This is a genomic window from Pandoraea terrae, assembly GCF_902459695.1.
Taxonomy (GTDB): domain Bacteria; phylum Pseudomonadota; class Gammaproteobacteria; order Burkholderiales; family Burkholderiaceae; genus Pandoraea; species Pandoraea terrae.
Map to the genome: position 1 here is coordinate 83,469 of NZ_CABPRZ010000004.1, position 14,360 is coordinate 97,828.

Here is a 14,360-nt window from a genome sequence, read left to right on the forward strand (position 1 = left end):
TTTATTTATCCTGGTCGCTCAGCGCCGCGTGGCGGCCGAGCATTGGCCCGTCGACGGATCGAACATCACCGGCCAGGCTTCCTCGTAAATACCCGGCGTGCAGCGTGCCTCGCAGTTCGCATGGGCAATCGTGACGCGGCGCGGGTCGCGCCAGATCATCAGCTTGCAGCCGCTGCCGTCGTTGGCGAGCAACTCGATCTGCGGGCGCGAACGCGTCTGATGGAAATCGGGCAGGTTGAAGCGGCACGTGCCGCGGCGCCCCACCCACAGTTGCCAGTTCAGCGCCTGTACCTGATTCGCGTCGACACGCAGTGTCGCCTGTTCGCGAAAACCGTCTTCATCAGTTTGCGAGCAATTGCCCGAGATGTCGATCTGCCGGTAGGCGATCGGCGTCGGGCCGCCGCCAAACGGCAGTGCACACGACGCCAGGACGGCGGCGGCCATCGCCAGCAGGGCGATGCGCAATGCGGACTTCAGCGGGCGGTGCATCACAGTCCCTCCGGTGCGCGTTGGTGCCAGTCGGTGGCGCGCTGGAACGCGTCGGCGACTTGCAGCAGGCGGGCCTCGTCGAAATAATTGCCGACGATCTGCAAGCCCACCGGACGGCCACCGGCCCCTGTGCCGGCCGGCACGCTCATGCCGGGCAAACCGGCCAGGCTGACCGACAGCGTATAGATGTCCGCGAGGTACATCTGCACCGGATCGGCGCCCTTCTCGCCGAGATTCCAGGCGACCGTCGGCGCGACGGGCCCCATGATCACGTCGCACTGCGCGAACGCGTTCTGGAAATCCTGCGCGATCAGGCGGCGGATCTTCTGCGCCTGCAGGTAGTAGGCGTCATAGTAGCCGTGCGAGAGTACGTAGGCACCGACCAGAATGCGACGCTTCACTTCGGTGCCGAAGCCCTCGGCGCGCGACTTCTTGTACATGTCGAGCAGATCGCCGTACTCGGCCGCCCGGTGACCGAAGCGCACACCGTCGAAACGCGACAGGTTCGACGAGGCTTCTGCCGGCGCGAGAATGTAATAGACCGGAATCGACAATTCCGTTTTGGGCAGCGAAACCGGCACACGCACCGCGCCCAGCTTCTCGAAGTCGGCGAGTGCGGTTTCGATGGCGGCGCGCACATCGTCCGCCAGGCCGTCACCGAAGTATTCGGCGGGCAGGCCGATGCGCAAGCCCGCGAGCGGCTTGTCGGCAGTGGCGCCGGCCAGCGGCCGGCCGAGGCCGCGCGCGTAGTCTTCGGCGGGGCGCTCCAGGCTTGTCGAGTCACGGGGGTCGAAACCCGCCATGCCGCCCAGCATCCACGCGCAGTCGGCCGCGCTGTGGGCGAGCGGGCCGCCCTGATCCAGGGACGAGGCAAACGCGATCATGCCGTAACGCGAGACACTGCCGTAGGTCGGCTTGATGCCGGTAACGCCGCAGAACGCCGCCGGCTGGCGGATCGAACCGCCGGTGTCGGTGCCGGTGGCGACGGGGGCCAGGCGCGCGGCCACCGCAGCGGCGGAGCCGCCCGACGAGCCGCCGGGCACGGCCGCGCGGTCCCACGGATTGCGCACCGGACCGAAATGGGAGTTTTCATTGGACGAACCCATCGCGAATTCATCCATATTGGTCTTGCCGAGCGTGACCATGCCGGCCGCGCCCAGGCGCTCCACCACCGCCGCGTCGAACGGGCTGACGTAGTTCTCCAGCATGCGCGAGCCGGCCGTGCTGCGCCAGTGGCGCGTCACGAAGACGTCCTTGTGCGCGACGGGAATACCCAGCAGCGGCGCGGTCTCACCGGCAGCAATGCGGGCATCGGCGGCGCGCGCCTGCGCGAGCGACGCTGCCGGATCGACGTGGACAAACGCGTTGAGGTCGCCCGCAGCGGCGATGCGGTCGAGATAGTGCTGCGTCAGCTCGACGCTCGACACGCGCTTCGCGTCGAGCGCGGCGCGCAAGTCCTGCAGGTGGATCAGTTCTTTTTCCATAACGGCGGGAAAGTAGGAATGCGGTGATGGCCGGGGACAGAAGGCGCCATGCGGCCGGCAAAGCGTATCAGGGGCGCGCGCGGATGTGGCCGGGCGACGCGGCTTACTCGATAACCTTGGGCACCAGATACAGGCCGTCCTGCACAGCGGGCGCGGGCTTCTGATTCTCCTCGCGCACGACCGTCTCGGTGACGGCGTCTTCGCGCAGACGTTGCGCAACCGCCTGGATCTGCTCGATCGGATGCGCGAGCGGCGCGACGCCGGTCGTGTCCACCGCCTGCATCTGCTCGACCAGTGCGAAAAAGCCGTTCAGTTCGGCCTCCATGTGGGCGGCCTCGTCGTCACCCAGCTCCAGCCGGGCCAGATGGGCAATGCGTTTGACGTCAGTGAGATTCAAAGCCATGAAAAATCCCGGAAAAAATGCGCATTCGAAAGCGGCCAGATGCGTGCCGGACGCCCCATTCAGGGGCATCGCGCGGGGATGCCGCGCGGGGGGCGACATCGTGTGCCGCGCAGGAGCGGGCAACGGTCGACCCGGGGCCTCCCGGGCGGATGCCGGATGGGCGAATTGTGGCGTCAACGTGCTCGTTTTTCCTGCAAAACCTGCAAAATTATAAGGTATCATTGCGCATTAAATTTGCGTCGAAGCGTGTTTTTGCACCCTTCGCCGCAGTCGCGCAAGCGGGCCCCCGGCGTCGCCGAGGCGCGCGGCAGATGATCGCGCAGCCCATTGGAAGACCCTGACGCGACGGAAATTGACGGATTGGCGGCCCGCGCCCCGACCGTTTCAGCTTTCCTCGGTTTGTCCGTAAACATCATTATGCCGCCGTGTGGCGGCCGGGATTTTTTTGGACGGGCCGGAACCCCAGATGACAGGTTGCCGTCCCAGTCCCATTCGTGAGACGGCCTCACGCAAACACAGGATTTTGCATGTTCGGTTTTCTTCGCAGCTACTTCTCCAACGACCTTGCCATTGACCTGGGTACGGCCAATACCCTCATCTACATGCGCGGCAAGGGCGTCGTCCTCGACGAGCCGTCGGTCGTCGCCATCCGCCAGGAAGGCGGCCCGAGCGGCAAGAAGACAATCCAGGCCGTCGGCAAGGAAGCCAAGCAGATGCTCGGCAAGGTCCCGGGCAACATCGAAGCCATCCGCCCGATGAAAGACGGCGTGATCGCCGACTTCACCGTCACCGAGCAGATGATCAAGCAGTTCATCAAGATGGCGCACGAGTCGCGGCTGTTCTCGCCGTCGCCGCGCATCATCATCTGCGTGCCCTGCGGTTCGACCCAGGTCGAGCGCCGCGCCATCAAGGAAGCCGCGCACGGCGCCGGCGCCTCGCAGGTCTACCTGATCGAAGAACCGATGGCCGCCGCGATCGGCGCGGGCCTGCCGGTCTCGGAAGCCACCGGCTCGATGGTCGTCGACATCGGCGGCGGCACGACCGAAGTCGGCGTGATCTCGCTGGGCGGCATCGTCTACAAGGGCTCGGTCCGCGTCGGCGGCGACAAATTCGATGAAGCGATCGTCAACTACATCCGCCGCAACTACGGCATGCTGATCGGCGAACAGACGGCTGAAGCGATCAAGAAGGAAATCGGCTCCGCGTTCCCGGGCTCCGAAGTCAAGGAAATGGAAGTCAAGGGCCGCAACCTGTCCGAAGGCATTCCGCGCGCGTTCACCATCTCCAGCAACGAAATCCTCGAAGCCCTGACCGATCCGCTGAACCAGATCGTGTCGTCGGTGAAGATCGCGCTGGAACAGACGCCGCCGGAACTGGGCGCCGACATCGCCGAACGCGGCATGATGCTCACGGGCGGCGGCGCGCTGCTGCGCGACCTGGACCGTCTGCTGGCCGAGGAAACCGGCCTGCCGGTGCTCGTGGCCGAAGACCCGCTGACCTGCGTGGTGCGCGGCTCGGGCATGGCCCTCGAGCGCATGGACAAGCTCGGCAGCATCTTCTCGTACGAGTAAGCCCGTCATGTGCGTCGTCCGTCTTCCGACGTGGTGCGGACCAGAATCCGCCACCTCGCCGGGGGCGGCGGCGCAGCACGACTGACCCGCCGACGGATGCCCCGCATGCAGCGCTCCGTCCGGCCGCAATGTTTCGCGCACCGCGCAGCGTCTGCGCGCGTGCTCCCCTGAAGGGCCCATCATGCAGTACAGTCCGCCGCCACTGTTCAAACAAGGACCGTCGGCGCTGGCACGGCTGATATGTTTCGTCGCGCTCGCCATCGGCCTGCTGGTCGTCGATTCGCACTACAACACATTGGAACGCGTGCGCAGCGTCGTCGGCACCGCGCTCTACCCGGTGCAGCGCCTCATGCTGCTGCCGCGCGATGCCATTCTCGGCGTCGCGGGTTTTTTCGCCACTGAAGATCATCTCAGCACGGAAAACCGCATCCTGCGTGCACGCAATCTCGATCTGTCGATCCAGGCGCAGCGCAACGATCAGCTGACCACCGAAAACGAGCATCTGCGCCAGCTGCTGTCGCTGCGCGGACAGATGCCGGTGCCGTCCATTCCGGCTGAAATCGAATACGACACGCGCGATCCGTTTACGCAGCGTGTCGTGATCGATCGGGGTTCGAAGCACGGCGTGAAGCTCGGTGCACCGGTCGTCACCGAACAGGGACTGCTCGGCCAGGTGTCGCGCGTGTTCCTGCTGCAATCGGAAGTCACGCTGCTCACCGACAAGGATCAGGCGGTGCCGGTACAGGTCACGCGCAGCGGCGTGCACAGCGTCGTGTACGGCGGCCTGCGCGGCGGCGTGCTCGACCTGCGCTTCATTCCGTTGTCTGCGGACGTGAAAGCCGGCGACGAGATCGCGACGAGCGGCCTCGACGGCATCTACCCGGCCGGCCTGCCGGTCGCGCGCATCGTCAAGGTGGACCGTGTCTCGGATACAGCCTTCGCCCGCATCCTGTGCCAGCCCGTTGCGCAATTGCGCAGCCAGCGCCAGGTGCTGGTCCTGCAGTACAACGCACCGCTGGCGCTGCATCCGGACGCCGCCGCCGACCTGGCGCGCGCCTCGGATCCGTCCGCCGCGGGCAAGCCGGTGTCCAAGGGCGGCGTGCGCGCCGATCCCAGGCACGCGCCGGCCAAGAAGCCCTGAGGAACTGTTATGACGCGACCGCAATATATCCTGCTGCCGGTCAACCCGTACTTCATCACGCTCAGTCTCGTGGTGGCGTTCCTGGTCGATCTGATGCCGTGGGGCCAGGCCCCCGCGATGCCCGACTTCGTGGCGCTCGTGCTGATCTTCTGGAATATCCATCAGCCCCGCAAGGTCGGCATGGGTGTGGCGTTCATCGTCGGCCTGCTGATGGACGTGCACAATGCCGGGCTGCTCGGTGAGCACGCGCTCGCTTACACGCTGCTGTCGTACGGCGCAATCATGATCCACCGCCGCGTGCTGTGGGTCACGCTGCTGGGCCAGGCGCTGCATGTCCTGCCGCTGCTGCTGCTCGCGCACGTCGTGCCATTCATCATCCGGCTCGCCACCGGCGCCGCGTTTCCGGGCTGGTGGCCACTGGCCGCCGGCTTCGTCGAAGCGGCGTTGTGGCCGGTGATCTGCACGCTGTTGCTCGCGCCGCAAAAGCGCGCCGTCGACCGCGACGACACGCGTCCGATCTGATGGGCCGCGCCGCCGTCCCGCACCAGAATAGCGCCCCCGCAGAGCCCCAGCGAGCATGACCGAATTCAAGAACCCCCAGCAACAACTGCAGACATTCCATCTGCGGGTGACGGCCGCCGCGCTGTTCGTGCTGATCTGCTTCGCGCTGCTCGCCACGCGTTTCGTTTACCTGCAGGTCTTCCGTCACAATCAATACGCACTGCAAGCCGACGAAAACCGCGTCTCGCTCGCCCCGATCGTGCCGAACCGCGGCGTGATCATGGACCGCAACGGCGTCGTGCTGGCGCGCAACTATTCCGCCTACACGCTCGAAATCACGCCGTCGAAGATCGGCCGCCCGCTCGAGGACCTGATGGGCGAATTGTCCGAGGTGGTCGACATCACCCCGCGCGATCGGGCACGCTTCAAGAAGCTGATGGACGACAGCAAGAGCTTCGAGAGTCTGCCGATCCGCACGCGCCTGTCCGACGAGGAAGTCGCGCGCTTCACCGCGCAGCGGTTCCGCTTTCCGGGCGTCGACGTGCACGCGCGCCTGTTCCGTCAATATCCGCTTGGCGATACCGCCGCGCACGTCATCGGCTATATCGGCCGGATCTCGCAGCGCGACCGCGAGCGAATCGACAACATGAGCGAGGAGAACGACAGCGACAGCGCCAAGTACGACATCCGGCGCGATGCGAACAACTACAAGGGCACCGACTATATCGGCAAGATCGGCGTCGAGCAGAGCTACGAAAACCAGCTGCACGGCATTACCGGTTTTGAGGAAATCGAAGTCACGGCGGGCGGACGCCCGGTGCGCACGATCTCGCGCACGCCGGCCACGCCGGGCGACAATCTTGTGCTGTCCATCGACATCAAGCTGCAGCAGGCGGCCGAAAAAGCACTGGCCGGACGCCGCGGCGCGGTCGTGGCAATCGAGCCGAAATCGGGCGACGTGCTCGCTTTCGTGTCCGCGCCGAGCTTCGATCCGAACATGTTTGTCGAAGGCATCGACCAGCAGAACTGGGACGCGCTCAACGGTTCGCCGGACAAACCGCTGCTGAACCGCCCGCTGCGGGGGACCTATCCGATCGGCTCGACGTACAAGCCGTTCATGGCGCTCGCGGCGCTCACGCTCGGCAAGCGCACGCCGAGTTGGGGCTTCCAGGACACGGGCTCGTTCACGCTCGGCAACCACACGTTCCGCAACGATGTGCGCAACGGGCAAGGCTGGATCGACATGTACCGCTCAATCGTGGTGTCGAACGACACCTATTACTACATGCTCGCGCACGATATGGGCGTCAACGCGATCCACGATTTCATGGAGCCGCTCGGTTTCGGTCAGTTGACGGGCATCGACATCGAGGGCGAGGCGCGCGGGATCCTGCCGTCAACGGAATGGAAGCGCAAGGCGTACAAGAAAGCGCCGCAGCAGAAATGGTATGACGGTGAAACCATCAGTCTCGGCATCGGCCAGGGCTACAACTCGTTCACGATCCTGCAGCTCGCGCACGCCACGGCGACGCTGGCCAACGACGGCGTCGTGATGAAGCCTCACCTCGTGAAGGCGATCGAGGATCCCGTCGTGCATTCACGCCAGTTGACCGTGCCGAAGGAAAGCGCACGCCTGCCGTACAAGCAGGCAGACATCGATATCGTGAAGCGCGCGATGGTCGGCGTGATCAAGGAAGGCACGGGCCGTACGGCCTTCGCCGGCGCGCCCTACACGGCCGGCGGCAAGACCGGGACGGCGCAGGTGTACTCGCTTGGCAAGAACGAGAAGTACAACCACAGTGCGATTTCCGAGTTCAAGCGCGATCACGCCCTGTTCATCGCGTTCGCGCCGGCGGAAGAACCGAAGATCGCGCTCGCGCTGGTCGTCGAGAACGCGGGCTGGGGTGCCTCGGAAGCCGCTCCGGTGGCGCGCAAGCTGCTCGACTACTATCTGATCGACGAACCGAAGGAGCGCGCGGCCGAACAAGCAGAGTTGCAGGCCGGCACCGCGTCCGCACCGGGCGCGGCATCGGGCGCCGCAGCAGTGTCTTCCACACCGGATGCGCCGCCGGCAAGCGCCGCAGCCACCGGCACAAACGCCGGCAACCGCCCGATGACCGGCTTCACGCCGTTGCCGGGAGCAGCATCGGGCACGAATGCCGCCGCACCGGCCAGCGCGCCTGCGCCCGGGCGTGCTGAAATCGCAGGCCCGGCCCCGCAATCGCCCGCCCCGACCTCATCGCCGCGCGCCGCCGCCGGCCCCGAACCGAAAGCGCCGCCCGCACCCCGCCCCGCTGCACCGGTCAGTCCAACGGTCGCCGACGAAGCGCGTCACCGCGCCGCCATCCGCGCGCAAGGAGCCACGCCATGATGGCATTCGACAAACGTACCATGAAGGAACAGGTCAAGCGCCTGTTCATCGGCTTCGACAAACCGCTCGCCCTGATTGTCTTTCTACTGCTGTGCGTGGGCCTGGTGACGCTTTACAGCGCCGCCATCGACATGCCGGGCCGCGTGGAAGACCAGATCCGCAACATCGCGCTGACGTTCCTCCTGATGTGGATTCTGGCGACGCTGCCGACGCAGACCCTGATGAAATTCGCGGTGCCGCTCTATACCGTGGGTGTCGGACTGTTGATCGCGGTGGCGCTGTTCGGGCTGACCAAGAAGGGGGCCAAGCGCTGGATCAACGTCGGGATGGTCATCCAGCCGTCCGAGATCATGAAGATCGCCATGCCGCTCATGCTCGCCTGGTACTTCCAGAAGCGCGAAGGCAATGTCCGCTGGTTCGATTATCTGGTAGCACTGTTGTTGCTGGGCGTACCGGTCGGCCTGATCGCGAAGCAGCCTGACCTCGGCACCGGCCTGCTGGTGGTCGCCGCCGGGCTGTATGTCATCTATCTCGCCGGGCTGTCGTGGAAATTGATTCTGCCTGTGCTGATCGCGGGCGTGCTCGGCATCGGCACAATCCTCGCGCTCGAAGACCGGATCTGCCAGCCGGAAGTGGAATGGCACATCCTGCACGACTATCAGAAGCACCGCGTCTGCACGCTGCTCGACCCGACCTCGGATCCGTTGGGCAAAGGCTTTCATACGATTCAATCGGTGATCGCGATCGGCTCCGGCGGCACGATGGGCAAGGGGTGGCTCAAAGGGACGCAAGCGCACCTGGAGTTCATTCCGGAAAAACATACGGACTTCATCTTTGCGGTGTTCTCGGAAGAGTTCGGCCTGCTCGGCGAAGCGGTGCTGCTGATTCTCTACCTGCTGCTGGTCGGCCGCGGCCTCGTGATCGCCGCCTCGGGTGCCACGTTGTTCGGACGGCTGCTGGCCGGATCCGTCACAATGATCTTCTTCACCTACGCCTTCGTGAACATGGGCATGGTCAGCGGCATCCTGCCGGTCGTGGGCGTGCCGCTGCCGTTCATGAGCTACGGGGGAACAGCGCTCGTCACGCTCGGCTTGGGCATCGGGATTCTCATGAGTGTCGCCCGCGAGAAGCGGCTGATGCAGAGTTGAGCGGCCAACCCCGGCAGCAAACCCGGCGCGTACGCCAGGAAAAATCGCCGCGTCCGGGCCGAAGCACACCTGGATAACCCGTTCTGGCGACACCCCTTCCGCCAGTCAAAACGCAACGGCGACTCTCCAATTTCGCCGCCCCCTGTCAATATTGACAGCTGCCCCGCAGTCCCGATCGGCGTACTGTGCAATCTCCCCTGCCGCGATAAGTCGCGAGGCGGGCAGTGAGGGACAGTGGGCCGATGGCATCGCCATGCGCCCGTTCCATCGGCCGCTTTGGCGTATCGAGCGCCCGGGCGCTGAAGCGGAGTTGTCAAGATGGCCAATACAGCCCCCATTCTTGCGCAAGATTCGATCTACTCGAACGCGTTCAACTTCGTCAGCCATGTCCAGACGGGGGTGGATCCGCGCACCGGAATGTTCGGCTGCTCGCTGTCGCTGCCGACAGTGTCCGTCAACGCCCTGTCCGGGCCCGACCTGCCGCTGAACTTGAGCTTCAGCCCGTTGCAGCAAGCCGACGCGGGGTTTGGCATCGGCTGGTCGCTTCAGCTGAGTTCATATGACAGAGTGGGCAAGATCCTCACGCTTGGCACCCGTGAGCGTTTCGCGGTGGAAGCGTCGAGCCAGGAATTCACCTTCAAGGACAAGAAGCTCGATACGTTTCGCGTGCGGCGCGAAGGCGGCTTTTACTGGGTCACGCACAAGAGCGGGCTGATCGAGCGCCTGTCGGACCGCAACGGCGTCGACGACGTGGCGATGGTCGTGGAGCGCCGCGCGCCGGAGGGGCGCTCCGTCGCGCTGGCTTACGCCTCGGTCAACGGCACGCGGGCGTTGTCCGAAGTGAGCGACGATACCGGGGTGCTGCTGCGCATCGACCGCAGCAAGCCCGGGCGGGTCGACGTGATTGTGCACCCGGACACCCCGGCCGCGGCCACATATGCCCTGCACCAGCAGAGCGGCCGCCTGACGAAGTTGACGTTGCCGGTCGAGAATGGCGCGGGCTGGCGCTTCGCGTACGATACTGTGGGCGGACTCGAGCACCTGACGCGCATCGACTTGCCCACGGGCGGCTTCGAGACCGTCACCTACCAGGCGCAGGGGCACCGGTTCCCGAGCGGCGCGCCGCTCACGCACCTGCCGTATGTGCTGTCGCACAGCCAGACACCACGCGCGGATCAACCGCCGATGGTGACCCGCTACACGTATTCGGACTACAACTTCCTGGGTTACGGGGTGCCGGGGCTGACATGGCAGGCGGGCGAAGACAACCTGTACCGTATCGTGATGCCGCAAGGGCAAGCCTACGAGTACAGCAGTACGGCGGAGCGCCTGATGGACGGTGGCTATCACCGCGTGGAGAGACGATACAACAGGTTTCACCTGATGGTGCTGGAGAAGACAATCCGCAACGGGCACGTCATGGAGACGGCAACGCTCTACCACGAAGACCCGACGCAATCGTTTCCGAAGCAGCCAGCGTTCTGCCAGTTGCCGAAGACGGTGACCCAATCCTGGTACCTGACGAGCGATCCCGGGCACCGCCGCGACGAGATCACGGAGACACGCTTCGACGATTACGGCAACGCGTTGTGGACCCGGGACAGCGCGGGTCGGGTGCAGACGTGTACGTACTACGACAAGGCGGGCGAGGACGGTTGCCCCCAGGACCCGCTGGATTTTGTGCGCTTCCTCAAGGAGAAGAAGACGATCCCGGCGCCGGACAGGGTGGCAGGCGCGCCGACGCTCGCCACCCGCCACCGCTATGCTGCGCGCACTTCGCTGATCGACGGCGCGCCGCAATACATCGTGCCGGTGCAGGAGCGACTCGTCGACGCGACGGGCGTCGACGTGCTGCTGCGCGAGTCGGCGACAACCTATATCGACGCGCATGGTCCGCATTACGGGCGGCCCGCGACCAAAACCGTCACACGCAACGACCGTGACACCGTGACTCGCTACGCCTATGCCATCGAAGGTGTCGCCCTTACCGCTGTCGCCACGACCACGGGTTTCGACGGTACGTCTCACGCGGATACCACGCATCGATCGCTGCGGACCGGCCAAGAAACCAAGCGCCAGGATGAAACCGGTGCATCCATCGTATTCGAATACGATGCGTTGGGCCGCGTGATCGAAGAGATCGCCTCTCCGGGGTCCGAGTATGAGGCCAGTCGGCGAGTTGCCTATCACTTGGCCGCCGCCGATGGCGACACGGCCTGGCAGGAGGACACGGACGCCAACGGGGTACGCAAGCGGACCTATTTCGACGGCATGGGCCGTGAGCTCAGACGGGAAGATGAAGACGTCGACAACGCCCCAGGCACCTTCCGGGAGGTCTATGCGGTGACGTATGACGCTTTCGGACAACGGCGCACCGAGGTCCATCAAGACTGGATCGAAGGCCAGGCACAAGCCCCATTGACTACGCGTTACCAATACGACGATTGGGGCAACGTCGCCGTCACCACGGGCACCGACGGCGTGCGCGCGTGCGAGAACGACGATCCAATCGCGCGGTCCCGGACGGTCTGGTTCGAGTCACCCGATGGCGCGCGTTCCGGCAGCACCGTGACGCTTGACAACAGCTTCGGCAAGCCCACATCGAGCACGCGTTTCGATCGTGACGGACAGGCGGTCAGCGTCGAGCATTCCCGCTATGATGGCCTCGGCCGTCGCGTCGAGCAGATGGACCCCGGCGGGAACGTCACAACCTATACCTACGATGCCTTCGATCGCCTGATCGAAAGCGCATTGCCGGGCGGCGCGATCACGACCACGGCGTATGCCGACCACACGGAAGGTGAGTTGGCGACGGCGATCACGATCGAACATGCCAGCCTGGGCGGCCCCGTCTGCATTGGGCGACGGAAATTCGATGGCCTGGATCGATTGATCGAAACCTCGGTCGGCGGGCGTACCGATCGCCTGAGGTACGAGGCAGGCAGCGTCAAGCCGTCAGGTCAAATCACGCCGCTCGGCGACGCGTTGAGCTACGCCTATGAGCCCCTGCTCGGCGACCGGCTGACCCGGTTGCAAGCCGAGACGGAAGCGCAATTCGAATATGCGCCTCACACCGCGCAACTGATCCGCGCGACGCAGAACGGCCGGGAGAAAACCAACGAGTATTTCCCGTCGGGGCGGATCAAGCGCGAATGTTGGCGGCATGACGGGGAACAAAGCGAGGCGAGTTATCGTCATTCGCTGGCGGGGAGACGGTTGTCCTATGCCGATGTCTTCGCACAGGCGCACATTCAGGCCTACGATGCATTTGGGCGCCTGACCAGTATTACGCAAGGCGAGGTGGTCACGACGCTGTCGTACGACGCCTTCGGGCGGTTAGCGCGAACCGACACGACCGACGCAAGCGCTGGCACCGGGCTTGCCCTCGACATTTCATATGACGATTTTTGCCGCGAAATCCGCCGCACGCTGACTGCCACGACAGGCTCGGAACACCAGCTTCGGACGCTGAACATGAACTACGACGCGGCCGATCGCATGACGCGCCGTCGGATCGAGGCCGACGGCAAAGTCATGCGCGATGAGCGCTTCGGTTACGACGTGCGCGGCCGATTGGAAAAGTACGATTGCAGCGGCGACGAAAAGCCGCATGATCCGTGGGGCAAGCCCATCGAGTCGCAACGCTGGCAGTTCGACGCACTCAACAATGTCAAGAAACTGACCACGCGATTTCCCGGAGGGAGGAACGACACCCTTTTCACCTATGGCGAACTCGATCCCACCCAGTTGCAAAGCATCAGGCACAGCCACGACGACTATTTGCCCAAATCAGCCACGCTGGAATGGGACAAAGGCGGACGACTGGTGCGCGATGAGCAAGGCCGCAAGCTGATCTGGGATGCACGCAATCGCCTGATCCGTGTGGAGCCGGCCGATGCGCTGCCAAGCACATACCGATATGATGCGCAAGGGACGCTATGCGGCCTCACTAACGGCGAGACCGCCCGGGAGCGCTGGTATTGCGGCGAGCATCCGATTTGCGAACAGCGCGGCGCCAACCGGATCACGTGGCTGCGCACCCCCGCCGCACCGGTCGCTGAACGCCTGGAAGGGCCCGTATCCCATCTCGTGTTGCTGGGCACCGACGCTTCAGGCAGCGTGCTGGTCGAGGCCGATCGCGCTGCCGTGCGCCCTATTGCCTATGCCCCCCACGGCCATCGTCTTCCCGACGCCGGCCAGTCGTCGCTCGCATACAACGGCGAGCCGTTCGACATCGGCATAAAAGGGTACCTCCTTGGCAATGGACATCATCGCCCCTATAGCACGACATTGATGTGCTTTCTTGCCCCCGACAGCGCCAGCCCGTTCGGCGCCGGCGGCCTCAACGCCTATGCGTATTGCGCGGGCGACCCCGTCAACTACACCGATCCATCAGGGCATATGCCCAAATGGCTTCATATCACCTTCAGCGTTGTCGCGATTGCCGCTGCGGTGATCAGTGCTGTCGCAGGGGTCTATGCGGCGTTGCCGGCGCTGGCGGTCTGGAAAGCTTCGGGATTCGGCGCGGTCGCCTTGAGCGGTCACCTGGGAATCGCCAGTGCGGCGACCGGGACGCTGTCGGCAGGCGCCGCCATAGGAGAAGCGATAGCGTCCGAATCGGGAAACGAAGGTGCGGCCAACGTGCTGACATACATCAGTGGCGGGTTGGGTCTGGTCTCCGCGGCAACGGGCGCGGCCAGCGGGTTCATCATGGGACGCGAGGCCATCAGGCAGAGGACCACGGCTATCCAGCGCAGGGCCATTGATATCTGGCGGGGCATGGCAGCGAAAGTCGGGCAACCCGGTGCGAGTGCTTCGCGTGCCGCATCGCCAGTCTCGGAAGCCGTTGCCTCCACGGTGCAACGCACGGCTGTCGGTTATGCCCCGGCATCGGACAAGACGTTGGTCGGGTATTTCGGGACCACACGAGCGCAAGCGCAAGAAATCACATCCCGAGGGTTCAGTGCGCCTCCCGATCTGGTAAACAGCGCGGAATCGGCCGCTTTTTACTCGATACGTGAGGGTTCCGGTGACGGCACCGTCATGGCCGTTTTCACGAGCGACCGGGCGCAAACAATGCGCGGCCAGATCGCTGTGCGAAATGTGGATGCCCCGTCCATCGACTTTCAGATGCACACGAACTTCGAGGTGCTTTCCGCTACGCGGGTCAGGTATCGTCCTGTGCCGGACGAAATATTCGTCGGATGGCCCGCGCCGACGTAAATATTGTTCACTCTTCTTGTCAACCTCGC

9 protein-coding genes are annotated in these 14,360 nt (G+C 64.7%); 6 read left to right on the top strand and 3 right to left on the bottom strand.

What is annotated here, in order from left to right; all coding sequences use genetic code 11:
* Positions 1-18 precede the first annotated feature (18 nt).
* The 3 genes from PTE30175_RS05970 to gatC all read right to left on the bottom strand — a co-directional run bounded on the left by PTE30175_RS05970 (position 19) and on the right by gatC (position 2,376).
* Complete coding sequence (locus tag PTE30175_RS05970; RefSeq protein ID WP_150696149.1) at positions 19-489, bottom strand: hypothetical protein; 471 nt, start codon at positions 487-489, stop codon at positions 19-21.
* Entirely contained in the window at positions 489-1,973 is a 1,485-nt protein-coding gene (gene gatA / locus PTE30175_RS05975) for an Asp-tRNA(Asn)/Glu-tRNA(Gln) amidotransferase subunit GatA (protein WP_150696150.1), read from the bottom strand. Before gatA ends, PTE30175_RS05970 begins: the two co-directional genes overlap by 1 nt.
* 103 nt (positions 1,974-2,076) lie before the next feature.
* A complete protein-coding gene (gene gatC, locus PTE30175_RS05980) occupies positions 2,077-2,376 on the bottom strand; it encodes an Asp-tRNA(Asn)/Glu-tRNA(Gln) amidotransferase subunit GatC (RefSeq protein WP_150696151.1) in 300 nt (99 codons plus the stop codon).
* A gap of 527 nt (positions 2,377-2,903) precedes the next feature.
* Here gatC and PTE30175_RS05985 point away from each other — a divergent pair.
* From PTE30175_RS05985 to PTE30175_RS06010, 6 genes are all read left to right on the top strand, one after another.
* Positions 2,904-3,947: a rod shape-determining protein gene (locus PTE30175_RS05985; protein WP_010805637.1), complete on the top strand. Its 1,044-nt coding sequence runs from the start codon at positions 2,904-2,906 to the stop codon at positions 3,945-3,947.
* Positions 3,948-4,128: 181 nt separating this feature from the next.
* Positions 4,129-5,088, top strand: a complete 960-nt coding sequence (gene mreC / locus PTE30175_RS05990) for a rod shape-determining protein MreC (protein WP_150696152.1) — start codon at positions 4,129-4,131, stop codon at positions 5,086-5,088.
* 9 nt (positions 5,089-5,097) lie between these two features.
* Positions 5,098-5,610: a rod shape-determining protein MreD gene (gene mreD / locus PTE30175_RS05995; RefSeq protein ID WP_150696153.1), complete on the top strand. Its 513-nt coding sequence runs from the start codon at positions 5,098-5,100 to the stop codon at positions 5,608-5,610.
* A gap of 55 nt (positions 5,611-5,665) precedes the next feature.
* Positions 5,666-7,960, top strand: coding sequence for a penicillin-binding protein 2 (gene mrdA, locus PTE30175_RS06000; protein ID WP_150696154.1), 2,295 nt, complete (start codon positions 5,666-5,668; stop codon positions 7,958-7,960).
* The gene (gene rodA, locus PTE30175_RS06005; RefSeq protein WP_150696349.1) at positions 7,960-9,108 is read left to right on the top strand and encodes a rod shape-determining protein RodA; all 1,149 of its coding nucleotides are present in this window, start codon (positions 7,960-7,962) and stop codon (positions 9,106-9,108) included. The genes mrdA and rodA overlap by 1 nt, the downstream gene beginning before the upstream one ends.
* A 318-nt stretch (positions 9,109-9,426) precedes the next feature.
* Positions 9,427-14,331, top strand: a complete 4,905-nt coding sequence (locus PTE30175_RS06010) for an RHS repeat domain-containing protein (RefSeq protein WP_150696155.1) — start codon at positions 9,427-9,429, stop codon at positions 14,329-14,331.
* The last annotated feature ends 29 nt before the right edge of the window (positions 14,332-14,360 follow it).

Coding starts and splice junctions, on each gene's coding strand:
- PTE30175_RS05985 (WP_010805637.1), top strand. CDS start 2,904: ATGTTCGGTTTTCTTCGCAGCTACTTCTCCAACGACCTTGCCATTGAC.
- PTE30175_RS05970 (WP_150696149.1), bottom strand. CDS start 489: ATGCACCGCCCGCTGAAGTCCGCATTGCGCATCGCCCTGCTGGCGATG.
- PTE30175_RS06010 (WP_150696155.1), top strand. CDS start 9,427: ATGGCCAATACAGCCCCCATTCTTGCGCAAGATTCGATCTACTCGAAC.
- mrdA (WP_150696154.1), top strand. CDS start 5,666: ATGACCGAATTCAAGAACCCCCAGCAACAACTGCAGACATTCCATCTG.
- gatC (WP_150696151.1), bottom strand. CDS start 2,376: ATGGCTTTGAATCTCACTGACGTCAAACGCATTGCCCATCTGGCCCGG.
- mreC (WP_150696152.1), top strand. CDS start 4,129: ATGCAGTACAGTCCGCCGCCACTGTTCAAACAAGGACCGTCGGCGCTG.
- rodA (WP_150696349.1), top strand. CDS start 7,960: ATGGCATTCGACAAACGTACCATGAAGGAACAGGTCAAGCGCCTGTTC.
- mreD (WP_150696153.1), top strand. CDS start 5,098: ATGACGCGACCGCAATATATCCTGCTGCCGGTCAACCCGTACTTCATC.
- gatA (WP_150696150.1), bottom strand. CDS start 1,973: ATGGAAAAAGAACTGATCCACCTGCAGGACTTGCGCGCCGCGCTCGAC.